The organism is Microbacterium sp. CFBP 13617 (genome assembly GCF_014839445.1).
Taxonomy (GTDB): Bacteria; Actinomycetota; Actinomycetes; order Actinomycetales; family Microbacteriaceae; genus Microbacterium.
Map to the genome: position 1 here is coordinate 442,425 of NZ_JACYNW010000004.1, position 24,857 is coordinate 467,281.

Below are 24,857 nucleotides of genomic sequence, written 5' to 3' on the forward strand. Positions count from 1 at the left end.
CGCCGCCGCCCGGCGGCTACGCTCCGGGCGAGGTCGTGAGCGCGGTCAGGCACACCACCGCGGCGGCGGCCGACCAGGCCTGGGGGCGGCACGCCGCGGGGTACGGCGTCGGCACCGATGAATGGGTGCGCGGGTCGCCGGAGTGCAGCTCGGGCACGCGGTAGGCGAAGCCCTCGGCCGCGTCGAGCAGCCCCTCGACGACCGCCCGCGCGTCGGCGCGGAGCCCGGCGCGCAGCATGCCGTGGGCGGCGATCGCGGTGTCGTGCACCCACACGCTGCCCCCGTGGTACGACAGCGGCCAGTAGCCCGCGGCCGCGGTCGACATCGTGCGGATGCCGTACCCGCTCGACAGGCTCTCGCCGCGGAGCAGCCCCGCGACGTGCGCCTCATCGTCGGGTGAGAGGATGCCGGTCCCCAGCAGATGCCCGATGTTGCTGGTGAGGGTGTCGACGGGCTTCTTGTCGCGGTCGAGCGCGACGGCGGGGTACCGGCCCTCGGGAGTCTCGACCCAGTAGCTTTCGGCGAACCGCGCCTTCAGATCGGCCGCCCATCCGCGCCAGAACGCCGCCTCGGTGGCATCCGACTCGCTCCCGAGCGTGTCGAGCAGGTCGGCACCGGCGAGAGCCGCCTCGTAGGCATAGGCCTGCACCTCGCAGAGCGCGATCGGCCCCTCGGCGAGTCGACCGTCACGCCACTGGATCGAGTCGCCGGAGTCCTTCCACCCCTGGTTCGACAGGCCCGTGCCCAGGCGGTCGATGTAGTCGAGGAAGCCGTCGCCGTCGCTGTCGCCGCTGTCGCGGATCCAGCCGAGCGCGGCGCGCAGCGTCGGGAGCAGCTCCCGCACCTCGGCGTCGGGCATGCCGGCGCGCCAGGTGTCGGCGAGGAGGCAGATCCACAGCGGCGTGGAGTCGACGCTGCCGTAGTACTTCGGCGGCAGCACGATGCCCTCGCCGGGCATCTCGAGCGCCGAGGCGCGCAGCTCGTGCAGGATCTTGCCCGGCTCCTGCGCGGTCGACGCGTCGTCGTCGGCGCCCTGCAGCCGCGCGAGCACGCGCAGCGTGGACTCCGCGATCGCCCGGTCCAGCGGCAGCGTCAGACGCGCGGCCCAGATCGAGTCGCGGCCGAAGAGCGTGAAGAACCACGGCGCTCCGGCGGCGAAGAACTCGTCGTCGGGGTGCTCGGGCAGCACGAGGCGCAGGGCGTCGAGATCGTCGAGCGCGGTGTGCAGCCACCGTCCGAGCCGCGGGTCGGTGGTCGTCTGCGCGACGGCGCCGGCGTTCCACCGCGCGGGCGCCGCGGCCGAGCCGACGACGAGGGTGTCGTCGCGCAGGGTGAGGGTCCACGCGACCTCGACCGATCCGAGAGCGGGGATCTCGACGTCCCAGCGGGCGGTGAGCTCGCCGGCCCCGGATGCCACACGTGCCCCCGGCGCGATCAGCTCGAGTCCCTGCGGGCCGGCGTCGACGATCGCGCTATCACCGGCGAGCTCGATGGCGGCGGGACGCGGGTGCGCGTGGCCCGACTTGACCTCGTGCAGTTGCGCGAACTCGGGACGGAGCGCGAGGTGCAGGGTCGTCACGACGGGGTGATCGACGCGCGAGCGCAGGGTCCAGGTTTCGCTGAGGTGCCCGTCGGACACCCGGCGATCGCGCAGCAGTCGCACCTTGGGATCCGGGGTCGCGTCGTCGAGCGCGCGCAGCAGACCGCCGAACACGATGCGCGACGCGCCGTCGGGAGCCGTCGAGATCCACTCGACGGGGGAGTCGTCGCAGCTCGCGGTCAGCGACCGCACGTGCCGCACATCGCCGTGATAGACCCCGTGCACGGCGGCGGAGCCCATGTCGCCGGTCGAATCGGACCACACCTGCGTGGGAGCGCGGAGCGCGATGACGGCGTCGTTCAACAGGGGCTGCACAGGAGTCGGGGTGGCCGTCGTCCCGGACACGCGCGAGGCGGGCGAGGTGGTGGGGGCGGTGGTCATTCTTTGACGGCTCCTTCACTGGCGTTCATGATGCGGCGCTGGAAGACGAAGAACACCACGGCGACGGGGATCGTCATGATGGCCGCGGCCGCGAGTTTGAGGGGGAACTGGCTGCCCTGGCTGAGCTGACCGCTCGCGAGGGCGGCGACGCCCTTGGTGAGGGTGGTCAGCTCGGGGGACTGGGTCGAGACGACGAAGTGGCTCAGCTCGTTCCACGATCCCTGGAACGACAGGATGACGATCGTGATGAGCGCGGGGCGCGCCATGGGCAGCACGACCGACCAGAAGATGCGGAAGGTGCCGGCGCCGTCGACGCGCGCCTGCTCCTCGACGGACGGGGGGATCGACTCGAAGAAGTTCTTCATGATGAACACGCCCGCGGCATCCACGAGGAGCGGGAGGATCATGCCGGCGTACGAGTCGTAGATGCCGAGTTGGTTGATCACGAGGAACTTCGGGATCAGCAGCACCACCGTGGGCACCGCCATGACCCCGACGAGTCCGGCGAACACGAGCCCGCGTCCGCGGAACTGCAGGCGGGCGAGCGCGTATCCGGCGAGGGAGTTGAAGAACACGCGGCCCAGGGTGACGAAGACGGTCACGATGGCGGAGTTGCCGAACCACACGGGGAAGTCGGAGTTCAGGAACAGGCGCTCGTACGCCGCCCACGTGAAGGGCTGCGGCGCGAGCGAGATCGGATCGGCCGCCGCCGCGGCATCCGTCTTGAACGAGGTCGCCACCTGCACCAGGAACGGATAGATGTAGATGACGGCGAGCACGATGAGCAGGACGTAGAGGCCGATCTGCCAGCGCAGGGCTTTGCCCGACAGGCGGTGCCGGCGGGGGCGTCGCGGCCCCTCGATCCGCTGCTCCGCGAGGACGGTGGTCGCGGGGGATGCCGTGGCGGTCATCGCGTGCCTCCCTTGGCGCCGGTGCGTACCTCGTACTGCCGGATGCGTCGCCGCGAGACGGGACGGTCGCGCAGCACGAAGCGCTGCAGGATCGTCAGCGCGACGATGATGACGAACAGCACGAAGGCGATCGCGGCTCCCTGGCCCCACTGCTGCGACAGGAAGGCCGACGAGTAGCTGAGGTACGCGGGCGTCAGCGTCGTCTTGCCCGGGCCTCCCTGCGTGCCGGTGTAGATCTGATCGAACACCTGCCACGTGCCGATGAGGCCCAGGGTCAGCACCGTGAACAGCACGGGTTTGAGCTGGGGGAGGGTGACGCGCCAGAACCGCTGCCACCCGGTCGCGCCGTCCATCATGGCGGCCTCCTGCACGTCGCCGCCGATGTTCTGCAGTCCCGCGATGAACAGGAGCATGAAGGTTCCCGAGGTCGTGAACACGGCCATGACGATGAACGCCGACATCGCCACCGAGGGACCCGCGAGCCAGTCCCACCACGACACCCCGAGCAGGGTGTTGCCGGTGAGGAAGGCGGGACCATTCGTGATGCCGACGGCGCCGAGCAGGTTGTGCACGACACCCGACGGGTCGCTGAACCAGTTGGGGCCGTTGATGCCGAGCCACGACAGCACCTCGTTGACGGCGCCCGAGGCCGAGAAGAGGAACAGCCACAGCACGGTGATGGCCACCGAGCTCGTGACCGAGGGGAAGTAGAAGGCGGTGCGGAACAGCCCGCGACCGCGCAGGACCGCGCGGTTGACCAGCACGGCGAGGAAGAGCGAGAGCGCGGTCTGCAGGGGCACGACCAGCAGCACGTACCAGCCGTTGTTGCGCAGGGCCGTTCCGAAGTCGCGTTCGGCCAAACCCCCGCCGGTGGTGACGGCGGCGTAGTTGTCGACGCCGACGAAGTCGACGTTCGACGAGAAGGGGCTGCCGCGCCCGGTCCAGTCCGAGAAGCTCACCCACAGCGCCATCAGCACGGGGACGAGCAGGAAGACGCCGAGGATGATCAGCACGGGGGCGGTGAACAGCCAGCCGGCGGCGGCCTCGCCGCGCCGGATCCCCGAGGAGGGGGACCCGGCGCGGCGGGACGCGGTGGTGAGAGCACTCATGAGGGGTTCGCGTTTCGTGGGCGCGATTACTTGACGATGGCCTCGAGGTTGGACTGCGCCGTCTGCAGCAGCGCCTGCGGGTCGCCGGTCTTCAGCGACTCGAGCTGGGCGTTGAAGTCGGTGATGACGTCGGCCGCGCCCGCCATGTTCGGCGGGAACTGGGCGTACTCGGCGCCGGCGAGGAACGCCGTCAGCGTCGGGTTCGCGCTCGTCCACGCGTCGGCGGCGGACTGGATCGAGGGCATCGGGCCGAAGGCCTGCGAGAACGCCAGCTGCTGGTCGGTGCCGGTGAGGTACTCCACGAGCGACCGGGCCTGCTCCTGATTGCCGCCGTCGGCGGCCATGCCCCAGCAGTTGGTGAACTGCAGGGTGCCCTTGCCGCCGGGGCCGGCGGGAAGCTCGGCGACGGTGTAGTTCACGTCGGGGTAGTCGGCCGACATCGCGCCGGTGATCCAGTTGCCCTCGATGACCATCGCGGCCTTCTGGGTGCCGAGCGCCTCGCCGCCCCAGCCCGCGCCCACGTCGGACGCGAACGCGAAGGTGCCGTCGTTCAGGTGCGTCTTGACGTAGGTCAATGCCTCGACGTTCTCGGGGCTGTCGGCCGTGGCCTGCCCGTCGGTGACGAGGCCGCCGCCCGCTTGCGCCATGAAGGCGCCGACGCGCTGGTACTCGGCGCCGAACGCGAGTCCGACGCGGCCGTCGACCGTGAGGCGCTGCGCGACGGATGCCAATTCGTCCCACGTCGTGGGGATGTCGGCATCCGTGAGTCCGGCGGCCGACCACAGATCGGCGTTGATGATCAGCGCGAGCGTCGAGAAGTCCTTGGGTGCGCAGTAGAAGGTGCCGTCGACGGTGAAGTTGTCGACCAGCGAGGGGTAGAAGTCGTCTTTGTTCGCCAGGTCGTCGCCGTAGGCCGCGATCGATCCGTTGGCGGCGTAGCCCGCGAGGGCCTCGGGCGCGAGGTAGAAGAGGTCGGGCGGGGAACCGGCGGCGAAGCCCTGCGACAGCTGCTGGGGCAGGTCGTTCGCGGTCTGCACCTCGGCCTCGACGCCGGACTGCTCGCTCCAGGCGGCGACGGCATCGGTGACGGCCTTCGTCTCGGCGTCGCCCGAGGAGCCGATGAGCAGGCTGAGCTTTCCGCTGCCGGACGCCTGGTTCTCGCCGGGGGTGTCGGAAAAGCCCGAGCCGCAGGCGGTCAGCGCGAGGGCGCCGGTGGCCAGCAGGGCGCCGGCGCCGAGCCAGGTGCGCGCGCGGCGGATGGGAGTGTGCCGTGTCATGTGTCTCTCTCCTTCGATGAGGCATGCGACCCCTCCGCGGTGCTCGGAGGGCCAGAGTTTGAACGTTCCAACTGTGGTGCGACTACGGTAAGGAGGGGGAGCGGCGTCTGTCAAGCGGTTGTCGCGCGGCTTAGGCTGACGGTCTGGACGGCGTCGGTTCGCCCGAATCGACGAGCGAGGGGGTCGCATGGCGAAGGCGCCCACCGTCGACGACGTCGCCCGTGTCGCGGGCGTCTCGCGCCAGACCGTCTCGAACGTCGTGAACACCCCCGACATCGTGCGCGAGTCGACGCGGCTACGCGTCGAGGCCGCGATCGCCGAGCTCGGCTACCGGCCGCACGCCGCGGCCCGGCGTCTGCGCACGCGCCGCAGCTCGACCATCGGCATCCACCTCGATCCCTATGCCGGGGGGATCTCGGGTGTCGTGCTCGACCGTTTCGTGCACGCCCTCACCGAACGGGCGGGAGAGCGCGACATGCGCGTCCTGCTCTACGCCGCGCGCACCCCGGAAGAAGAGATGGCGCGCCTCGGCGACCTGCTCGAAGGTGGCGAGGTCGACGCCGTCGTGGTGACCGGAACGTTCCACGGCGACCCCCGCACCGGGTGGCTGACGGCGCGGAACCTCCCCTTCGTCTCATTCGGTCGACCCTGGGGAGAAGACGACGTCGAAGCCCCCGCGCACCTGTGGGTCGACGTCGACGGCGCGGCGGGCACCCGCGCCGCCACGCGACACGCCCTGCAGCACGGAGCGGGACCGGTGGCGTTCCTCGGCTGGCCCCGCGGGTCGGGCACCGGCGACGAACGCGAGCGAGGCTGGCGCGAGGCCGTCGCCGACGCCGGGCGCCAGCCGGTGCGCTGGACGGTCGAAGAGAACGTCGCCGCAGCCCGCGACACCGTCGCCGCGGGGCTGGCGGACACCCCCGGCATCGGCGCGATCGTCTGCGCGAGCGACTCCCTGGCGATCGGCGCCCATCTCGCCGCCAGCGTCGCCGGGCGCGACGACATCGTCATCGTCGGCTTCGACAACACCCCGGCGGTCGAGGCTCTCGGGCTGTCGAGCGTCGAGCAGCTCCCCGAGCGGGTGGCATCCGGAGCCCTCGACCTGCTCATGGGCGAGAACGGCACCATCGTCGCCCCCCGCGCGGCCGTCGCCGGCGCCGCGCACGTGCTGGTGGAGCCGCGGCTCGTCGCGCGCTGAGACGCGGGGCGGGTTCTGCGGCGCGGGTGCCCGGGCTGCGGTGGCGCGGGCGCGTCCGCCCGGTCCGCGGCGGTGCGGACGCCCGGCCCGGCCCGCGGCGGCGCAGACGCTCAGACCGTTGAGTGTCCGAGACACGCCGTTCGGGAGGGACTGGGTGCGGCGTGTCTTGGACACTCGGCAGGGTTTGAGGCGGGCGAGGCGGGGCGGTGGGCGGGGCGCGCTTCGGCGGACTGTGGCGTGACGGGCGCGTCCGCCCGGTCCGCGGCGGCGCGGACGCCTAGACCGTTGAGTGTCCGAGACACGCCGTTCGGGAGGCGCGGGGTGCGGCGTGTCTTGGACACTCGACGGGGCTTGCGTCGGCCGGGCGGGCGGGACGGCGCGCGGCGGCGTGCCTCGCTTCGCCCGCGCTGCGGCGTGACCGCTGCGGACACGAGCCCGTTGAGTGTCCGAGACATGCCGCACGGGAGGGGTTGGATGCGGCGTGTCTTGGACACTCAACAGCGTTTGCGGCGTGGGCGGGACGGCGGGTGGCGGCCGGACTCGCGCGGGCCGGGCCGGGAGGCGGGGCGACGTGCCTCAGCCGGGGTGGCCGATCCGGCGGGACAGCTCCGCCGCCGTCGCAGAAGCGGCCTCGGCGAGGGCGGTGGCGTCGCGCTCCACGCCCTCGGCCGGCCAGGTGAGCGCCACGGCAGCGGCGGGCCACCCGGTGTGATCCCGCACGGCCGCGGCCACCGAACGGAACCCGGGGGTGACCTCGCCGTCTTCGCTCGCGAACCCGGCGGCGCGCACGTCGCGCAGCATCTCGCGCAGCGCGCGCGGAGTCGCGGGACCGAGACCATGCCGCTGCGTGAGGGCCGTGGCATCCGGGAACGACGCCCTCACCTGCTCGCGCGGGAGGGCTGCGAGCATCGCGCGTCCCGTCGCGGTGAGGTGCGCGGGCAGGCGCACCCCGACGTCGGTCACCAGCGCGGGGCGGCGCGGGGCGCGCTCCTCGACGATGTACAGCACGTCGCGCCCGGTGAGCACGGCAAGGTGTGCGCTCTCGCCGACGCGGTCCGACAGGGCGGCGAGCAGCGGGCGCCCGAGGCGGGCGAGCGGCTGCTGCCGGGCGTAGCCGCCGCCGAGTTCGAAGGCCGCGGTGCCGAGCCCCCAGCGCCGGTCGCCGGGCAGGTGCACGACGTACCCGTGCTGCTCGAGGGTGGCGAGCAGGTGGTACGTGCTCGATCGGGGGATGCCGAGCGTCGTCGCGATCGTCTGCGCGGCGACCGGCCCGGGCTGGCGCGCGAGCAGCGAGAGGATCCGCAGCGTCTGGTCGGCGGCGGGAACCTGCGGGGCGGGAATGTCTGGCATGACAGACACAGGATGCCAGATCCCCGCCACACGGGGCCTTCGCCGCGATGGAATCAGGGCATGAACTCGCGCGTCACCGTCGGATCCACCCCCCTCGCCCCCCGCGACGTCGTCGCCGTCGCCCGCCACGATGCCCGCGTCGAGGTGGCCGCCGAGGCGTTGCGCCGGGTCGCCGACACCCGCTCACTCATCGAGGCGCTCGCCGACGACCCGCAGCCGCACTACGGCATCTCGACGGGCTTCGGCGCCCTCGCGACGACCTTCATCGCCGAGAATCGGCGCGCGCAGCTGCAGGCCAGCCTCATCCGCTCGCACGCCGCCGGCACCGGCGCCGAGGTCGAACGCGAGGTCGTGCGCGCCCTGATGCTGCTGCGCTTGCAGACCCTCGCGACAGGGCGCACGGGCGTGCGTCCCGCCGTGGTCGAGACGTACGCGGCGCTGCTGAACGCCGGCATCACCCCGGTGGTGCGCGAGTACGGCTCGCTCGGTTGCTCGGGAGACCTGGCCCCGCTGTCGCACGTGGCGCTCGCGGTCATGGGCGAGGGCGAGGTGCGCGACGGCGAAGGACGCGCCACGACGGCCGCCGAGGCGCTCGCCGCTGCCGGCATCGCCCCGCTCGCCCTGCGCGAGAAAGAGGGGCTCGCCCTCATCAACGGCACCGACGGCATGCTGGGCATGCTGCTGCTCGCCCTGCACGACATCGACATGCTGTTGACGACCGCCGACGTGTCGGCCGCGATCTCGATCGAGTCGCAGTTGGGCACCGACGCCGTCTTCGCCGCCGACCTGATGGCTCTTCGTCCCCAGCTCGGTCAGGCCGCGTCGGCGGCGAACCTGCGGGCGTTCCTCGCCGGCTCGCCGATCGTCGCGAGCCACCGGGGCCCGCAGTGCACGCGCGTGCAGGACGCCTACTCGCTGCGCTGCGCGCCCCAGGTGCACGGCGCCGCCCGCGACACGGTGGCGCACGCGGCGGCCGTCGCTGACCGCGAGCTGCTCTCGGCCGTCGACAACCCGGTCGTCACCGTCGATGGGCGCGTCGAGTCGAACGGCAACTTCCACGGCGCCCCGGTGGCCCACGTGCTGGACTTCCTCGCCATCGCGGTCGCCGATGTGGCATCCATGTCGGAGCGACGCACCGACCGCGCGCTCGACGTGGCCCGCAGCAACGGTCTGCCGCCGTTCCTCGCCGACGAGGTGGGCGTCGACAGCGGCCTGATGATCGCGCAGTACGCCGCCGCGGGCATCGTCTCGGAGCTCAAGCGCCTGGCCGTGCCGGCGTCGGTCGATTCGATCCCCTCGAGCGCGATGCAGGAGGACCACGTGTCGATGGGCTGGGCCGGTGCCCGCAAGCTCCGTCGCGCCGTCGACGGGCTCGCCCGTGTGCTCGCCATCGAGGTGATGACCGGATGCCGTGCCCTCGACCTCCGCGCCCCGCTCGCGCCCGCGGCCGCCACCGGCGCCGTGCGCGACCTCGTGCGCACGCGGGTCGCGGGCCCCGGACCCGACCGGTTCGTCTCCCCTGAGATCGAGGCCGTCACCGACCTCGTGCTCTCGGGTGCCGTCGCGGGGGCCGCCCTCGCGCGAATCGAATCAGATCGCGCCTGACCGATACGACGGCAGGTGCCCCGCGCGAAGGGCGGGTGGGTACGCGGGTGCGGCCGACCGCGGCTCTCAGGGCGTCAGCAGCTCGAACTCGTCGGGCGGGGTGGCATCCACGTCGTCCCAAGTTCCTTCGTGCCAGGTGAACACGGCCACGGCGCACGTGACCATGCGCTCGTCGCGATCAGCCAGGCGCGACACCAGCGCGCTCATGCCCGGGTCGTGGGCGACCACCATGACCTCGTCGACGCCGGCGGCGCGCGCGGCGGCCAGCAGATGGTCGGGGTCGGCGAGGTACAGGTCGGCCTGCTCGACGACGTCGACCTCGAACGCCCGGCCGAAGGCCTCGGCGGTCTGGCGGGCGCGCAGGGCCGTGCTCGACAGCAGCACCTCGGGGCGTACGCCCCGACGCACCACGCGGCGCGCCATGGCCGGCGCGTCCCGGCGCCCCCGGTCGTTGAGCGGGCGGTCATGATCGTCGAGGCCCTCGTCGGCCCAGTCCGATTTCGCGTGTCGCGCGAGGATGAGTTGGATCATCGTCTTTCCGCCAATCGGGGCAGGAGTTCGAGGGTGCACGGCGCGGCGAGCCGCACGGTGCGGGCGTGGTCGGTGTCGGCGCTGGCGGCACCGGGGTGTGAGGCGGGGGAGCGTCGTCGCCCCGCGGTGCGGCCGGCGCGTACGGACACGTCGCCGGCGCGCGGCCGGAGCGGACCCAGGGACGGAGCGCTCATGCGGCCACGTACACCCATGCTCGGATGCCGCTCGCCAGGGTGACCGAGGCACGGCGATACAGCGACACCTCGTATTCATCGGCCGCGTCGAGCTCCTCGGCGGTCAACGTCAGGACGCGACCGAACACGCGGTCGTGCGCGTCGCCCGTGTGCCGCAGGATCGGGTGCTTGTCGAGGCCCGAGAGCTCCGCGACGCGCTCGTCGTCGATGTCGGTCCACTCGAGGCGGTATCCGGGAAGCGCGTCGGCGTCGCCGCCGACGAGGCGGCCGAACGTGTCGAGCTGTACGTCGGGCAGCTGCAGCGTGCCGTAGGTGAAGAGGACCTCGAGCCCCGAACCGTCGCTCACGCGCCCCAGGCTACCCACCCGGTGACCCCGACGGGCGGTGCGACGCGATCGCCGTCACGGCACGGTTGTCTGAGCTGTGCGCCGCGCCGCCGGAGGACGGCCGTCGCGGCCCCGCTCCCGGACCTTCGCGCCGGGCCGCCTCGCGTCGACGGCCCTCTCTGCCCCGCCGCCGGAGCCTCACGCCGGGCTGCCGGGCGACGACACGAAACGCTCACGAGCCCCATGCGAAGTGCGCGATCGTGAAGATCGCGAGGCCCGCGAGGGCGCCGACGATCGTGCCGTTCAAGCGGATGTACTGCAGGTCGCGACCGACCATGAGCTCGATCTTCTCGGTCGTCTCTTCGGCGTCCCACCGTTCGACGGTGTCGGTGATGATCGAGGCGATGTCGTGCCGGTAGCGTCCGACGACGAACACGGCGGCGTCGGTCACCCACCCGTCCACCCGCTTCTGCAGGGTCTCGTCGTGCTGCAGGCGGCTCCCGACCTCGGCGAGGGCGGCCGAGGCCCGGCGGCGCAGGGCGCTCTCGGGGTCGGCGAGGGCGCGCAGCAGTCCGCTCTTCGCGGTGTTCCAGGCATCGGCGGCGAGTTGACGCACGCGCGGGCTGTCGAACACCGAGGCCTTGGCCTCTTCGAGGCGCACCATGGTGGCGGGGTCGTGCTGCAGGTTGTCGGCGAGGCGGCGGAGGTAGCCGTCGATCGCCCCGCGAGCCTGGTGCCGCGGGTCGGCGCGCACGGCGTCGACGAATTGCACGGCCTCGCGGTAGACGGTGTCGTCGACGAGTCGCGTGGCCATGCTCGGCACCCACGCCGGCATGCGGCGCGAGACGAGGCCGTCGAAGACCTCGCGGTTGTTGCCGAGCCACACGGCGATGTTGTCGAGAGCGAGGTCGACCGCGCCGTGGTGGGCGCCCGACCCGACGACGCGTTCGAGCCATCCGCCGATCGAGGGGCCCCAGTCGGGCGAGAGCAGGTGCTCGCGGGCGAGGTCTTCGATGAGCGTCTGGACGTCGTCGTCGCTCAGCGCCGTGAGCACGCTGGTCGCGAGCGTCGCGCCCTCGGCGGCGAGGCGGTCGGCGTGCGCGGGCTCGGCGAGCCAGGCTCCCGCGCGGGCGGCGAGCGGCGTGGACTCGAGCTTCGTGCGCACGACGTCGCCCTCGAGGAAATTGGTCTCGACGAACTCGCCGAGCTGCTTGCCGATCTCGTCCTTACGTCGGGGGATGATCGCGGTGTGGGGGATGGGAAGGCCCAGCGGATGCCGGAACAGCGCCGTGACGGCGAACCAGTCGGCCAGCGCACCGACCATTCCGCCCTCGGCCGCGGCGCGGACGTACTGCATCCACTCGATCTCGCGCTGCAGCGAGAACGAGATCGCGAAGATGACCGCCATGCCCAGCAGCGCGCCGAGGGCGACGCCCTTCATCACGCGTAGCGCGCGGCGGCGTTCCTGGTCGGCCGGGCTGAGCAGGGTCGACGGGGTGCGGGCCATCACGCGGTCACCGGCCCGAGCCAGGCCGAGGCGGCGGTGGAGTGCGCCGATTCGGGATCGGAGGGATGGAACATGCCGGCGAGGACGTCTCGGTAGAGGCGGCTCAGCTCGCTGCGCGAGAAGTACGCCGATCCGCCGGCGACGAGGACCGCATCGTCGACGACCGACTTGGCCATGGTGACGGCGCGGTGCTTGACGCCCGCCAGCAGCGAGAACCACCGGGCGCCGTGGTCGACCACCGCGTCGACGTCGGCGCTCAGGGCGGCGAGCTGCGGGGGCAGCGCCTCGTAGGCGATCGCCATTCCGGCGACGCGTCGACGGATGTCGGGGTCGTTCGCGTACGTCGTGCCCGTCTTCTTCGATCGCTTCGACGTCGCCGCCTCGACCGCGAGGTCGAGCGCGCGCCGGGCGATGCCCGTGTAGACCGACGCGAGCAGGATCTCGAACACGGCGAAGATGCCGAACACGAGGGCGTCGGGCTGCGGTCCGGGATCGATGCGCCGCACGACCCGATCGGCCGAGGCGCGGGCGTGGCGCAGGTCGGTGGTGCGGCTCTGCGTTCCGCGCATGCCGAGGGTGTCCCAGTCGTCGCGGGTGACGACGGCCTCGTCACGGTCGAGGAAGGCGAACACCATCTTCGGCGCGTCGGGCGACGTGGTGTCGAGCCCGTGGACGCCCAGATGGGTCCACACCGGCGAGAGCGAGGTGAAGATCTTCGTGCCGGTGAAGGCATACCCACCGTCGCCGTCGGGGACGGCATCGGTGTCGCTGCCGAAGAGCACCAGGTCGTTGCCGGCCTCGCTGATGCCGAAAGCGAACACCTCGCCCGCGGCGGCCCCGCGCTGGACGAACTCGAGGTCGTCAATCCCCCGATCGCGCAGCACCTTCGCCACCCCGGTCCACACGAGGTGCATGTTGATCGCGAGCGCGGTCGCCGGGGCGGCCCCCGCCAGGCGCTGCTGCAGCACCGACGCGTCGGCCAGGGTCAGTCCCGCGCCGCCGAGCTCCGCCGGCACCAGGATGCCGAGATACCCGGCCGCGCGCAGCTCGTCGAGGTCGTCGTGCGGAAAGGTGTTGTCGCGGTCGTGCACCACGGCCCGCTCGCGGATGCGCGCGAGGAGGTCATCGGGCAGGTACTGCGCCGGATCGAACGGGGTCATGGCATCCATTCTGCTCGGGTGCGCCGACATCGCGGGCGGGGTGGCAGCGGGTGCCGAAAGCTGCAGCACGATCCGACGCCGCTCCGGCCGTCGTCGCCGGGGGTGTCACGCCAGCGCGGCGAGAAGGGCGGCGATCGCGGCCTCGGGGCGATCGCGGTGAGGCGAGTGCCCCGCCCCCGCGACGACCTCGAGGGTGATGACGGGGTTCTGCAGGACCTCGGCGGCCAGGTCGCCGGTGAAGATCGAGTGCACGGCGGGGTCGGCGCCGATGATGCGCGTCGGCACCACGAGGGCGGCGGCCTGCGCCCGTACGTCCCAGATGTCGTTCTGCGTGCTCGTCTGCTCGACGGCCCACCGGCTCGCGCGCCGCGTCGCCCGCGCCTTCAGCTCCACGTCGATCGGGTGCCAGGTGGGATGCGCCGCGCGCACGGCCTCTTCGCTCGGGTCGGCGAACGATTGCTCCTGACTCGCTCTGACGATCGCGCGGTCGTCGTCGGACAACCGGATCGCGGGGTCGACGAGCACGAGTCGACGCGTCCACGAACGGTCGTTCGCGGCGGCGACCGTAGCGGCCGCCCCGCCGAGGGAATGCCCGACCACCGCGTCCCACGCGCCCCCGCCCGCCGGCACCGTGCCCGACAGGTCGGCCGCGTACGCGTCGATGCGGTAGTCGAGGGTGCGCGGGGCGTCACCGTGTCCGCGCAGATCGACGGCCACGGCGTGCCATCCCGCGTCGGCCAGCGCCGAGGCGTACCGCCACATCAGCGCGCCGTCGGAGCCGAGACCGTGCGCGAGCAGCACCCGCGGTCCGCGGGGATCGCCCCACGACAGGCGGGGCAGGGTGACGGGGGAGGTCATGGCATCCATTCTGCTCGTCGCTCGCGCTCGCCGGAGCGCGCGGAGACGCATGGCGTCAGGGGGAACCGATCGCGTCCGCGTGCACGCTTCGGCCCGGCATCGCGCGACGGCCCCCAGAATGGATGCCATGATCTCGACCGAGATGGCCCTGGCCCTGCGCGAGGCGGGATTGGTGTGGCATCCCCGCTCCGGCGACCGTTTCCAGCTCGACGAGCCCGAGTTCGAGGCCGACGTCTTCACGGTCAGCGAGATGACCGTCGAACCCCGCGACTATCCGACCGGGCGCATCCTCGCCTTCAACGGCACGACGGAGTGGGCGCTGGACTCCGTCGCCACCGAGGAAGCGCTGTGGCTGCCGTCGGAGTCGCAGCTGCGCGAGCTGCTGAGGGCGACCTTCCGGTCGCTTCGCCGGCTGTCGGACACCTACGAGGTCGAGATCTCGGTCGCGGGCGCCTCGCTCGTCTTCGACCACCCCGAGCCGGCCGACGCGTACGCGCTCGCCGTGTTGGAGCTGCTGCGGCGGACGCAGTGACGTCGGCGTAGCGGCGTCTACGCGGGGTGTGTGGGGCGCGGGCGTTCGCGTGCGGGGCGAGCGGAGGGCGAGGGATAAGCGGAGGGCGGGATGCCGGTGTCTCGCCCTCCCTTCGTCCCTCGCCCTCCCTTCATCCCGCGCCGGGGGCGGAGTCCGCACCGGGCGTGGGGGCTGCCCCGGCGGTGGGGCTGCTCGGCGGTGGGCTGCCCCGGCTGTCAGCTCAGCCGAGGCTGGGGACCTGCGCAGGCCGAGGACTCACCGTGGGTCCAGGAGCCTGCTTCGGCCGGGGAGCCCGCGCCGGATGCGTGGCCCGCGCGGGCAGGGTGAACGTGCGCCGGTGAGGGGGACGGATGCCGGGGATGCGGCATCCGGGCTCAGGTGATGGTCTCTACGGGCTCGGTGTCGGGGATGGGGCTCGAGTCGCGGTGGCGCAGGTCGGGGAAGCCGCGCACGAACACCGCCGCGACGATGAACCCGGCGACGGCGAACGCGGCCGCGGCGACGTAGGCCCCCTGCGGGCCGATGCCGTCGACGAGGAAGCCGGCGACGGCCGAGCCCGCGGCGGCTCCGATGAGCTGCCCCGTGCTGATCCAGCCGTACGCCTCGGCGGTCTCGCTGAACCGCACGCTCGCCGAGGTCATCGCGAACATCACCGCGAGCGCCGGGGCGATGCCCGCGCCGGCGACGAGGAGCGTCGCGCCGATCCACCACGCATTGAGCGAGAAGACGGTGAGCGAGAGTCCGAGCGCGACGATCGCGAAGCGACGGGCCATGGCCCAGGGACCGATGGGGATGTGGCCGAACGAGAGCCCGCCCGCGAGGCTGCCGACGGCGAAGACGGCGAGGATGAGTCCCGCCTCGAGGCCGCCGTGGTCGAACGTCGCCACGACACCCGCCTCGACCGCGGCGCAGGCGCCGATGAGCAGGAACCCCGTCGCCGTCGCGAGAACGACGGGCGGCTTGCCGAGCACCCGGCCGAGGCCGCGGCGGCTGCGCGGGATGCGCACGCGCCCGACCTCGGGGCTGAGTATGAACCAAGCACCGCCACCGAGCAGGATGACGACGACGAGCAGCAGACCGGGGACGGTGCCGACCTGGGTCGCCACGAGGGTGATGAGCACGGGCGCGAGCACCCAGATGATCTCTTGCAGGGAGGCGTCGAGCGAGTACAGGGGAGTGAGCTGCTTCGACGGGACCATCTTGGGGTAGATGGTGCGGACGGCCGACTGCACCGGCGGAGTCGACAGGCCGGCGACCAGGCCCAGGACCATGTACAGGGGCAGGGGCATCTCGATCAGGGCGAGCGTGGCGATGGCGGCGGCGCACACGAGGAGCGTCACCGAGAGCACCCGGCGCATGCCCCAGATGCCCATCCAGCGGCTCGTGACGGGACCGGCGACGGCCTGCCCGATGCTGGTCGCGGCGAGGACCAGGCCCGCGGCCCCATAGGAGCCGGTGACGTGCTCGATGTGCAGAAGGACGGCGAGGCTCGTCATGCCGTTGGGGAAACGCGCCGTCAACTGTGCGGCGATGATGCGACCCACGCCGGGGGTCTGGAGGAGTTCGCGGTAGCCGGCCACCGCACAACGCTATCTCCCCCCTCCGACATCGGGGAACGGAGGTGTTCCGACCCCGGGCGACGAGGGGGAGGGGCCCACCGGGGCGACACGCCCGCGACACGCCGGAGGGTGGATCGGCCGACCTGTGCAATGTCGGAACCCCTCGCTAGCGTCCGATCTGTGGACAAGTCGGCGCGCCGCTGTTAACAACCGCGGAATCGCGCCGGTCGAACGGCTTCGGAGAGGAGTGGGATCTGTGGATGAAATCGTGGACAACCTGTGTTGTACATGGGGAGAGACGGTGGAAAATCACACGGATGTAACTACTACCCCTTGTGGTGACTTCCGATGTCGGTCCCCATATGTAGTATTGAGGTCCCGGCTAGCCCTGCTTGCTCGGACGAAGAATTTCCAGGGGAGAGAGAGACAACATGGCGATCACGGTCTACACCAAGCCGTCCTGCGTCCAGTGCACCGCGACCTACCGTGCGCTCGACTCGAAGGGCATCGAATACAACGTGCTCGACCTGTCGGAAGACCCGTCGGCACTCGAGCAGGTCAAGTCGCTCGGCTACCTGCAGGCCCCCGTCGTCATCACCGACGAGGACCACTGGTCGGGCTTCCGTCCCGACAAGATCGATGAGCTCGCCTCGCGCCTCGCTTGATCCCTCGACAGCCTCGACGACTCCCGTCATGAGCGCTGTCCTGTCGGCGACCGAGGCTCCGCTGCTGGTCTACTTCTCGAGCGTGTCGGGCAACACCGCACGTTTCATCGAGAAGCTCGGCAAGCGGGCCGTGCGCATTCCGATGCGACCGATCGATCCGCCCCTCCACGTCGACGAACCCTTCGTGCTGGTCACCCCCACCTATGGCGGGGGTGCCGGCCGGGGCGTCGAGAAGGGCGCGGTCCCCAAGCAGGTCATCCGCTTCCTCAACGAGGAGCGGAACCGACGCAACATCCGCGGCGTCATCTCCGCGGGGAACACGAACTTCGGCGACGCATTCTGCCTCGCCGGCGACATCATCAGCCGCAAGTGCACCGTGCCGCACCTGTACCGGCTGGAAGTATTCGGCACGCCAGACGACGTCGAGCGCGTCACCCAGGGATTGGAACGATGGTGGAAGCTGAACTGACCGACGTGCACTTCAAGGCGGAATTCAAGACCGAGGCGCGTTTCGAGGGGCTGGATTACCACGCCCTGAACGCGATGCTGAACCTGTACGACGCCGACGGCAACATCCAGTTCGACGCCGACAAGCGGGCGGCGCGCGAGTACTTCCTGCAGCACGTCAACCAGAACACCGTGTTCTTCCACTCGCTCAAGGAGCGCCTCGACTACCTCGTCGAGAAGGAGTACTACGAGCCGACCGTGCTCGCGAAGTACTCGATGGACTTCATCCAGGAGCTCAACGACCGCGCCTACGGCGCCAAGTTCCGCTTCGAGACCTTCCTCGGCGCGTTCAAGTACTACACGAGCTACACGCTCAAGACCTTCGACGGAAAGCGCTACCTCGAGCGCTTCGAGGACCGCGTCGTCATGACCGCCCTCGCCCTCGCCGACGGCGACCCGCGTCTCGCGGTGCAGTTGGTCGACGAGATCATCTCGGGACGCTTCCAGCCCGCCACCCCCACGTTCCTCAACGCCGGCAAGGCGCAGCGTGGCGAACTCGTCTCGTGCTTCCTGCTGCGCATCGAAGACAACATGGAGTCGATCGCCCGCGGCATCAACTCCGCCCTGCAGCTGTCGAAGCGCGGCGGCGGCGTGGCCCTGCTGCTGTCGAACATCCGCGAGTCGGGTGCGCCGATCAAGCAGATCGAGAACCAGTCCTCGGGCATCATCCCCGTGATGAAGCTCCTCGAAGACAGCTTCAGCTACGCCAACCAGCTCGGCGCCCGCCAGGGTGCCGGTGCGGTGTACCTCAACGCCCACCACCCCGACATCCTGCGCTTCCTCGACACCAAGCGTGAGAACGCCGACGAGAAGATCCGTATCAAGACGCTCTCGCTGGGTGTCGTCATCCCCGACATCACGTTCGAGCTCGCCAAGAACGGCGAAGACATGTACCTCTTCTCGCCGTACGACGTCGAGAAGGTCTACGGCAAGCCGTTCGGCGACATCTCGGTCACCGACAAGTACCGCGAGATGGTCGACGACCCGCGCATCAAGAAGACGAAGATCAACGCGCGCGAGTTCTTCCAGACCCTCGCCGAGATCCAGTTCGAGTCGGGCTACCCGTACATCATGTTCGAAGACACGGTGAACAAGGCGAACCCCATCGCCGGCCGCATCAACATGTCGAACCTGTGCTCCGAGATCCTGCAGGTCAACACCCCGACGACGTACAACGAAGACCTCTCGTACGACACCATCGGCAAGGACATCTCCTGCAACCTGGGCTCGATGAACATCGCCCTGGCGATGGACGGCGGCGACCTGGGCCTCACGGTCGAGACCGCGATCCGCGCCCTCACCGCCGTGAGCGTGCAGAGCCACATCGCCTCGGTGCGCTCGATCGAAGACGGGAACGACCGCTCGCACGCCATCGGCCTCGGCCAGATGAACCTGCACGGTTACCTCGCTCGTGAGCACGTGTACTACGGCTCCGAAGAGGGCATCGACTTCACGAACATCTACTTCTACACGGTGCTGTTCCACGCGTTGCGGGCGTCGAACCGCCTCGCCATCGAGCGTGGCGCGGCCTTCGACGGCTTCGAGAACTCGACGTACGCGTCGGGGGAGTTCTTCGACAAGTACACCGACCAGGTGTGGGTGCCGCAGACGGCGAAGGCGACCGAGCTGTTCGCGGGCGTGCAGATCCCCACGCAGGACGACTGGCGTGAGCTGAAGGCCTCGGTGCAGGCCCACGGCATCTACAACCAGAACCTGCAGGCCGTGCCGCCGACCGGGTCGATCTCGTACATCAACAACTCCACGAGCTCGATCCACCCGATCGCCTCGAAGATCGAGATCCGCAAGGAAGGCAAGCTCGGTCGCGTCTACTACCCGGCTCCGTTCATGACGAACGAGAACCTGGAGTACTACCAGGACGCCTACGAGATCGGCTACGAGAAGGTCATCGACACGTACGCCGCGGCCACGCAGCACGTCGACCAGGGCCTGTCGCTGACGCTGTTCTTCAAGGACACCGTCACCACCCGCGACATCAACAAGGCCCAGATCTACGCGTGGCGCAAGGGCATCAAGACCATCTACTACATCCGTCTGCGTCAGCTGGCGCTCGAGGGCACCGACATGACCGAGTGCGTCTCGTGCATGCTCTGAGCCGCTGACCATCCACCGATAGAGGACGCAGGAACGCCATGGCTGAAAAGCTGCAGCTGCTGAACCACGTGCAGGCCATCAACTGGAACCGCATCCAAGACGACAAGGACCTCGAGGTCTGGAACCGTCTGGTGAACAACTTCTGGCTCCCCGAGAAGGTGCCGCTGTCGAACGACATCCAGTCGTGGAACACGCTCACCCCCGAGGAGCAGACGCTCACCATGCGCGTGTTCACGGGGCTCACGCTCCTCGACACGATCCAGGGCACGGTCGGCGCGGTCTCGCTCATCCCCGATGCGCTCACCCCGCACGAGGAAGCCGTCTACACGAACATCGCGTTCATGGAGTCGGTGCACGCCAAGAGCTACTCGTCGATCTTCTCGACGCTGTGCTCGACGAAAGAGATCGACGAGGCGTTCCGCTGGTCGACCGAGAACGAGTTCCTTCAGAAGAAGGCGCGCATCGTCATGGATTACTACCGTGGCGACGATCCGCTCAAGCGCAAGGTCGCCTCGACCCTGCTCGAGTCGTTCCTGTTCTACTCGGGCTTCTACCTGCCGATGCACTGGTCGAGCCGGGCGAAGCTCACGAACACGGCCGACCTGATCCGTCTCATCATCCGCGACGAGGCCGTGCACGGGTACTACATCGGCTACAAGTTCCAGCGCGGACTCGAGACGGTCGACGAGGCACGTCGTCAGGACCTCAAGGACTACACCTTCTCGCTCATGTACGAGCTCTACGACAACGAGGTGCAGTACACGCAGAGCCTGTACGACTCGGTCGGACTCAGCGAAGACGTGAAGAAGTTCCTGCACTACAACGCCAACAAGGCGCTGATGAACCTCGGCTACGAGGCGATGTTCCCGTCGTCGGTGACGAACGTGAACCCCGCGATCCTGTCGGCCCTCTCGCCCAACGCCGACGAGAACCACGACTTCTTCAGCGGGTCGGGTTCGTCGTACGTCATCGGCAAGGCCGAGGCGACGGAAGACGACGACTGGGACTTCTGAGTCCCGGCACACCCCGCATCACCACGAAGCCCGCCCCGCGTCTCGCGAGGCGGGCTTCGTCGTTCTCACCGCAACGACCGACGCCCCGACCTCCCGACGCTCGTACGCTGGACACCATGGCCCACGACGACGAACAGGAACGACGCGCACTGCGGTCGATCGAGGCCATCAACGCCGGCGCGAACATCGGCGACGAGGCGTTCCAGCTCGCGAACGAGTTCACCGACCGTCACACCGGTCGCATGACGGCCTGGTTGAAGCGCCGCTTGCACCGCTCCTGAACCGACGGCCGCAGCCTCAGCCCGGCCACTCCCGCGATTCCAGCCGTTCCAGCAGCACCTCGACCGCGGACCCCTCCATGCCGCGCACCCACCGCTGCGTCGACGAACCGCGCGACGACACCGTGCGCCCGCGCTCGCCGCGTTCGAGCCGCACCTCGACCTGTCCCGACGAGACGCTGACCCCGCGCAGCACCCCCGCGGCCACCATCGCGGCGAGCGGGTCGTGTAACGCGCAGCGACGGTCGGGGAACACGCGGCCCGCGTAGAAGTCGAGGTACAGCGGCAGCATCGCGGCCAACGCCTGAGGCAGAGCGCCGGGGATCGCTTCGAGGCGCACGAGGTCGGTGGCATCCAGGGTCTGCGTCATCGTGACGTCGAGGGGGACGAGCGTGGTGTCCCAGTCCTGCGCGAGAACGACGGCGGCCGCTTCGGGGTCGTTGTGGATGTTCGCCTCGGCCCACGCGGTGACGTTGCCCGAGTGGGCGAACGCGCCGCCCATGACGACGAGACGGTCGAACCGGGCGACGCCGGGGGCCTCGGCGTACGCGGCGAGGTTCGTCAGCGGCCCGAGGGCGAGCACGGTGAGATCCGGATGCCGGGTGGCCGCGTGGTCGATCAGCTCGACGGCGGCGCGGGCATCGTGCGCCCGGGCGGCGGCGGTCAGTGCGATGCCGCCGAGCCCGTCGTCGCCGTGCACGTGGGGCGCGCCGCCGGCGTAGGCGCGGCCGCGGAAGTCGTGGGCGCCGATGGCCACGGGGATGTCGTTCTCGCCGGCGAGCTCGAAGAGCGAGAGGGTGTTGGCGGCGGCGCGGGCGGCATCCGTGTTGCCGGAGACCGTCGTCACCCCGACGATCTCGACGCTCGGTTCGGCCAGCAGGTACGCCAGGGCGAGGGCGTCGTCGATGCCGGTGTCGCAGTCGACGAGGATCGGGCGGCGGGTCATGCGGACGCTCCGTACGTGTCGAGGGGGCCGAGCGCCGGCTGCGAGGCCTCGTCGGCGACGGCCGCCGACCCCACCGTGCAGGCGCGCGCCAGGGCGTCGGCCTCGGCGTCTCCCCGGAGCAGCCCGATGACGAGAGCCGCGCAGAACGCGTCGCCCGCGCCGACGGTGTTGCGGACGGTCGTGGCGACACCGGCGGCTGCGGCCACGAGCTCGCCGTGACGGAGGAGCCGCGCGCCGTCGGCGCCGAGCGTCACGCACAGCAGGGGAGCGTCGTGCACCTCGGGCAGTTGCGCGTACTCAGTCTCGTTGACGATCACGAGGTCGCATCGCTCGAGCACTCCGGCGGGGAGCGAGCGGGCGGGGGCGGCGTTCAGGGCGAAGAAGCCGGCGCCGGTCGCGGCGGCCGAGACGACGGCATCCGACACCTCGAGCTGCATCAGCACCGCGGCGCCCGGCTCGATCCCGAGCGTCGTCGCGTCGATGGCGGCGTTCGCGCCGGCGCACACGACGATCGAATTCTCACCCGTCGCGTCCACCACGATGAGCGCGGTGCCGGTCGCGGCCTCGGCGGTCTGCACGCCCGATGCGTCGACGCCGACCGCGGTGAGCTGATCCCGGATGCCACGACCGTCGGTGTCGTCGCCCACCGCGCCGATCAGCCGCACGACGGCGCCCAGCCGGGCGGCCGCGACCGCCTGGTTGGCGCCCTTGCCGCCGGGGCCGCGCTGCAGCACGCCGTCGGCGACCGTCTCTCCGGCAGCGGGAGCGCGCTCGACGCGGGCGGTGAGGTCGACGTTGATGGCGCCGACGACGGTGAGGGGCGGGGAGGAACCGGGGGTCACGAGAACCCACCCTCGCACGACCCGCCGACAATCGGGGTGACGCGGCCGGACGGCCTCAGTGCAATAGCAGCTTCGCCACGATCAGCAGTCCCGAGATGACCACGGATCCGATCGCTGTGAGCACCACGGCGACGGCGGGGTAGCCGCGCAGCCGCGCTCCGGCGGTGGCGACGACGACGAGGTAGGCCATGGCCACGCCGACGCCCCAGAGCAGCGCCGTCTGCAGGTCGGCCCCCGCGGCGGACAGCACGACGACAACCAGCAGCGGCAGGAAGGTCACCGAGACCATCGGCGCACCGACCGCGAGGTGGTGCCGGACGATCTGCCACGGACGCTTCGACGACACGTCGCCCAGCGAGTACGCGAAGACGTGGGTGGCGAAGTACACGACGTTGGTGAGCGCGACCACGGCGATGACGTCGCTGAGTTCGGCGTTGCCGAGACCGATGAGAGTGGATGCCGAGACGAGGGCGCCGTAGCATCCCGCGCTGATGCGTTCGGCGGCGTCGTGTCCGAGGGCGCGGCGCGCGGGCGACTCGTGATGGTCGTTCATGTCGGGGGTCACCCTAGCGAGGAACGGCGGCGGAGCACCGCCGACACGATCGCGACGATCGTTCCCACCGCGACGCCGATGATCGTCTCGATCACCCGGTCGCGCAGCAGCAGGTCGGGGCCCACCGGCGACGCGAGCGACACCATGAGCAGCGCGAGCGGGGTGATGAAGATCATCGCGATGCCGTAGTTGCGGCCGACGAACAGCTCGGCCCCGGCCTGCAGGGCGACGGCGATCACGATGACGAGCCACGGCGGCAGGTGCAGGGCGAGCAGTCCCGCCGCGATTAGCACGCCGAGCAGTGTGCCGACCAGTCGCTGCACCCCGCGGATGAGGCGCGCGGTCACGTGCGCCCCGCCGACGGCGGCGACGGCGCCGACCATGGCCCAGTACCAGTGGGTGCCGACCAGCAGTGCGCCGGCGATGCCCGCGAGCAGCGCGGCGACGCCGACCGTGGCGGTCATCTCCCACGCGACGGCGCCGATCGGCGGGCGCGGGCGGGCGGGACGCTGCCACGATCCGCGACGTACCACCACGGACACCGCCGAGACGAGCAGGCTCCACAGCACGCTCGCACCGCCGACGACCAGCACCGTGACGAACGTCGAGGCCGTGGCGGGGAAGCTCGCGGTCGCACCCGCGGCGAACACCGCGAACAGCGCTCCGGGCGGGTGCCACTGCTTGCGGTAGGCGAACAGCGTCACGGCCGCCGCGAGCACGGCGACGACCGCCACGCTCCCCAGCGCCGGGGTGGACAGGAACGACACGGCGGTGCCCACCAGCATCGACGCCAACAGCATGCCGCCGGCGGTCGCCTGCATGCGCAGGCGCACCCGCGGCACGTCGTTGCGGCCGTACAGCGCGGCGAAGGCGCCGAAGCTCGCGTAGACGCTGAGGTCGAGGCGACCGAGCAGCAGGAGCACGAGCAGCGGGACGCCGACGCTGATCACGGCACGCACAGCGACGCGATGATCGCCCTGTCGCGGTCCCACCCGGATGACTCCGGTCCACACGCGCCCCCGGGATTCCGCCATTGCTTCAGCCTACGCGCCGCGCGACGGGCGATCGGGGGACGGCGTCAAGGGTGTGGCATCCCTCTCACTTTCTGATGGTGTGGAGGAATGGATGCCGAACGCGAGAAGCCCCCGATCGAACCCGGCCCCGAGCCCGACACCTCGACCGCCGCCGAGGGGGAGAAGTCGGATCCCTCACTCGACGGCGAGGACCAGCCCATCGAGTGAGTCCTCGTCGTCGTTCGACGTCGAACGGTCGGCGGGCATCGCCGCCGCGCAGTCCGTAGGGTGGGAGGCCCCGACCCGAACGAGGAGAGACGTGTTCCGCACGCCCCTGACCCTGTTTCGCACGCTCGCGATCGCCGAGGCGATCTCGTGGACGCTGCTGATCGCGGGACTGATCCTGCGTGCCACGGCCGATCTGCCCATCGCGGTGTCGATCGGGGGCGGCATCCACGGTTTCGTGTTCCTCGCCTACGGCGCGACCGCGGTGCTCGTCGCCCTGAACCAGCGGTGGGGCCTCGGGCCCGCAGCGGTCGCGGTCGTGAGCGCCGTCATCCCCTACGCGACGATCCCCACCGAGATCTGGCTGCAGCGCAGCGGCCGCCTGCGCGGAGCCTGGCGTCGCGACGCGGGCGACGACCCGCGGGATCGCCGGCCGATCGACCGGCTGCTGCGCTTCTTCCTGCGTCGACCCTGGGTGCTGGCGGCGGTGCTGATCGCCGTGGTCGCCGTGGTGTTCGTGGTGCTGCTGGTCGTGGGCCCCCCGGGCGGTAAGGGCTGACACTCGTCGCGTGCGCGGGGTCGTGCGACGCACGGTCGTCCGTCGG

General features: G+C 70.9%; 24 protein-coding genes. 9 read left to right on the forward strand and 15 right to left on the reverse strand.

The window, feature by feature from the left end:
• Positions 1–16: 16 nt before the first annotated feature.
• Genes IFU40_RS14010 through IFU40_RS14025 form a run of 4 tightly spaced genes read right to left on the reverse strand, consistent with a single transcriptional unit; the run spans position 17 to position 5,278 of the window.
• Positions 17–1,981: a glycogen debranching N-terminal domain-containing protein gene (locus tag IFU40_RS14010; RefSeq protein ID WP_191926716.1), complete on the reverse strand. Its 1,965-nt coding sequence runs from the start codon at positions 1,979–1,981 to the stop codon at positions 17–19.
• Positions 1,978–2,892, reverse strand: coding sequence for a carbohydrate ABC transporter permease (locus IFU40_RS14015; RefSeq protein ID WP_055838073.1), 915 nt, complete (start codon positions 2,890–2,892; stop codon positions 1,978–1,980). Before IFU40_RS14015 ends, IFU40_RS14010 begins: the two co-directional genes overlap by 4 nt.
• Complete coding sequence (locus IFU40_RS14020) at positions 2,889–4,001, reverse strand: carbohydrate ABC transporter permease (RefSeq protein ID WP_191926717.1); 1,113 nt, start codon at positions 3,999–4,001, stop codon at positions 2,889–2,891. The genes IFU40_RS14015 and IFU40_RS14020 overlap by 4 nt, the downstream gene beginning before the upstream one ends.
• A gap of 26 nt (positions 4,002–4,027) precedes the next feature.
• Positions 4,028–5,278, reverse strand: coding sequence for a sugar ABC transporter substrate-binding protein (locus IFU40_RS14025; RefSeq protein WP_055938000.1), 1,251 nt, complete (start codon positions 5,276–5,278; stop codon positions 4,028–4,030).
• 187 nt (positions 5,279–5,465) lie between these two features.
• On the opposite strand from IFU40_RS14025, the gene IFU40_RS14030 reads away from it, so the two are divergent.
• Positions 5,466–6,476 carry a LacI family DNA-binding transcriptional regulator gene (locus tag IFU40_RS14030; protein WP_191926718.1) on the forward strand — a complete coding sequence of 337 codons (1,011 nt, stop codon included), beginning with the start codon at positions 5,466–5,468 and terminating at the stop codon, positions 6,474–6,476.
• A 576-nt stretch (positions 6,477–7,052) separates the two neighbouring features.
• On the opposite strand, the gene IFU40_RS14035 is transcribed toward IFU40_RS14030, so the two are convergent.
• Positions 7,053–7,826 (reverse strand): IclR family transcriptional regulator, encoded by a 774-nt coding sequence (locus tag IFU40_RS14035; protein ID WP_191926719.1) that lies wholly within the window; start codon positions 7,824–7,826, stop codon positions 7,053–7,055.
• 60 nt (positions 7,827–7,886) lie between these two features.
• On the opposite strand from IFU40_RS14035, the gene hutH reads away from it, so the two are divergent.
• A complete protein-coding gene (gene hutH, locus IFU40_RS14040; protein ID WP_191926720.1) occupies positions 7,887–9,431 on the forward strand; it encodes a histidine ammonia-lyase in 1,545 nt (514 codons plus the stop codon).
• 66 nt (positions 9,432–9,497) lie between these two features.
• Here the strand turns inward: hutH and IFU40_RS14045 are convergent, their stop codons facing one another.
• The 5 genes from IFU40_RS14045 to IFU40_RS14065 all read right to left on the reverse strand — a co-directional run bounded on the left by IFU40_RS14045 (position 9,498) and on the right by IFU40_RS14065 (position 14,007).
• A complete protein-coding gene (locus tag IFU40_RS14045) occupies positions 9,498–9,962 on the reverse strand; it encodes a SixA phosphatase family protein (RefSeq protein WP_191926721.1) in 465 nt (154 codons plus the stop codon).
• Between the two features lie 190 nt (positions 9,963–10,152).
• Positions 10,153–10,503, reverse strand: coding sequence for a gamma-glutamylcyclotransferase (locus tag IFU40_RS14050; RefSeq protein ID WP_191926722.1), 351 nt, complete (start codon positions 10,501–10,503; stop codon positions 10,153–10,155).
• Positions 10,504–10,714: 211 nt separating this feature from the next.
• Positions 10,715–11,989: a DUF445 domain-containing protein gene (locus IFU40_RS14055; RefSeq protein ID WP_055937988.1), complete on the reverse strand. Its 1,275-nt coding sequence runs from the start codon at positions 11,987–11,989 to the stop codon at positions 10,715–10,717.
• Complete coding sequence (locus IFU40_RS14060; protein ID WP_191926723.1) at positions 11,989–13,149, reverse strand: acyl-CoA dehydrogenase family protein; 1,161 nt, start codon at positions 13,147–13,149, stop codon at positions 11,989–11,991. The genes IFU40_RS14055 and IFU40_RS14060 overlap by 1 nt, the downstream gene beginning before the upstream one ends.
• Before the next feature lie 105 nt (positions 13,150–13,254).
• Positions 13,255–14,007, reverse strand: a complete 753-nt coding sequence (locus IFU40_RS14065; RefSeq protein WP_070410041.1) for an alpha/beta fold hydrolase — start codon at positions 14,005–14,007, stop codon at positions 13,255–13,257.
• A 127-nt stretch (positions 14,008–14,134) separates the two neighbouring features.
• Here IFU40_RS14065 and IFU40_RS14070 point away from each other — a divergent pair, with 127 nt between their 5' ends.
• Entirely contained in the window at positions 14,135–14,539 is a 405-nt protein-coding gene (locus IFU40_RS14070; RefSeq protein ID WP_055838046.1) for a hypothetical protein, read from the forward strand.
• Between the two features lie 374 nt (positions 14,540–14,913).
• On the opposite strand, the gene IFU40_RS14075 is transcribed toward IFU40_RS14070, so the two are convergent.
• A complete protein-coding gene (locus IFU40_RS14075; protein WP_055838043.1) occupies positions 14,914–16,119 on the reverse strand; it encodes an MFS transporter in 1,206 nt (401 codons plus the stop codon).
• Positions 16,120–16,529: 410 nt separating this feature from the next.
• On the opposite strand from IFU40_RS14075, the gene nrdH reads away from it, so the two are divergent.
• The 5 genes from nrdH to IFU40_RS14100 all read left to right on the forward strand — a co-directional run bounded on the left by nrdH (position 16,530) and on the right by IFU40_RS14100 (position 20,676).
• Positions 16,530–16,763 carry a glutaredoxin-like protein NrdH gene (gene nrdH, locus IFU40_RS14080; protein ID WP_055838040.1) on the forward strand — a complete coding sequence of 78 codons (234 nt, stop codon included), beginning with the start codon at positions 16,530–16,532 and terminating at the stop codon, positions 16,761–16,763.
• 28 nt (positions 16,764–16,791) lie between these two features.
• Complete coding sequence (nrdI, locus tag IFU40_RS14085) at positions 16,792–17,232, forward strand: class Ib ribonucleoside-diphosphate reductase assembly flavoprotein NrdI (protein WP_055838034.1); 441 nt, start codon at positions 16,792–16,794, stop codon at positions 17,230–17,232.
• Complete coding sequence (nrdE, locus tag IFU40_RS14090; RefSeq protein ID WP_055838031.1) at positions 17,214–19,382, forward strand: class 1b ribonucleoside-diphosphate reductase subunit alpha; 2,169 nt, start codon at positions 17,214–17,216, stop codon at positions 19,380–19,382. The genes nrdI and nrdE overlap by 19 nt, the downstream gene beginning before the upstream one ends.
• 38 nt (positions 19,383–19,420) lie before the next feature.
• Complete coding sequence (gene nrdF / locus IFU40_RS14095) at positions 19,421–20,395, forward strand: class 1b ribonucleoside-diphosphate reductase subunit beta (protein ID WP_055838028.1); 975 nt, start codon at positions 19,421–19,423, stop codon at positions 20,393–20,395.
• 116 nt (positions 20,396–20,511) lie between these two features.
• Positions 20,512–20,676, forward strand: a complete 165-nt coding sequence (locus IFU40_RS14100) for a hypothetical protein (RefSeq protein ID WP_191926724.1) — start codon at positions 20,512–20,514, stop codon at positions 20,674–20,676.
• Between the two features lie 16 nt (positions 20,677–20,692).
• On the opposite strand, the gene IFU40_RS14105 is transcribed toward IFU40_RS14100, so the two are convergent.
• From IFU40_RS14105 to IFU40_RS14120, 4 genes are read right to left on the reverse strand one after another with little or no spacing between them, the layout of a single operon-like run.
• Positions 20,693–21,619 (reverse strand): nucleoside hydrolase, encoded by a 927-nt coding sequence (locus IFU40_RS14105; RefSeq protein WP_191926725.1) that lies wholly within the window; start codon positions 21,617–21,619, stop codon positions 20,693–20,695.
• A complete protein-coding gene (locus IFU40_RS14110) occupies positions 21,616–22,461 on the reverse strand; it encodes a ribokinase (RefSeq protein ID WP_342343536.1) in 846 nt (281 codons plus the stop codon). Before IFU40_RS14110 ends, IFU40_RS14105 begins: the two co-directional genes overlap by 4 nt.
• Positions 22,462–22,516: 55 nt before the next feature.
• Positions 22,517–23,014 carry a hypothetical protein gene (locus IFU40_RS14115; RefSeq protein ID WP_191926727.1) on the reverse strand — a complete coding sequence of 166 codons (498 nt, stop codon included), beginning with the start codon at positions 23,012–23,014 and terminating at the stop codon, positions 22,517–22,519.
• An 8-nt stretch (positions 23,015–23,022) separates the two neighbouring features.
• Positions 23,023–24,048 (reverse strand): FUSC family protein, encoded by a 1,026-nt coding sequence (locus IFU40_RS14120; protein ID WP_055839840.1) that lies wholly within the window; start codon positions 24,046–24,048, stop codon positions 23,023–23,025.
• 298 nt (positions 24,049–24,346) lie between these two features.
• Here IFU40_RS14120 and IFU40_RS14125 point away from each other — a divergent pair, with 298 nt between their 5' ends.
• Positions 24,347–24,811 (forward strand): DUF3817 domain-containing protein, encoded by a 465-nt coding sequence (locus tag IFU40_RS14125; RefSeq protein ID WP_055839837.1) that lies wholly within the window; start codon positions 24,347–24,349, stop codon positions 24,809–24,811.
• The last annotated feature ends 46 nt before the right edge of the window (positions 24,812–24,857 follow it).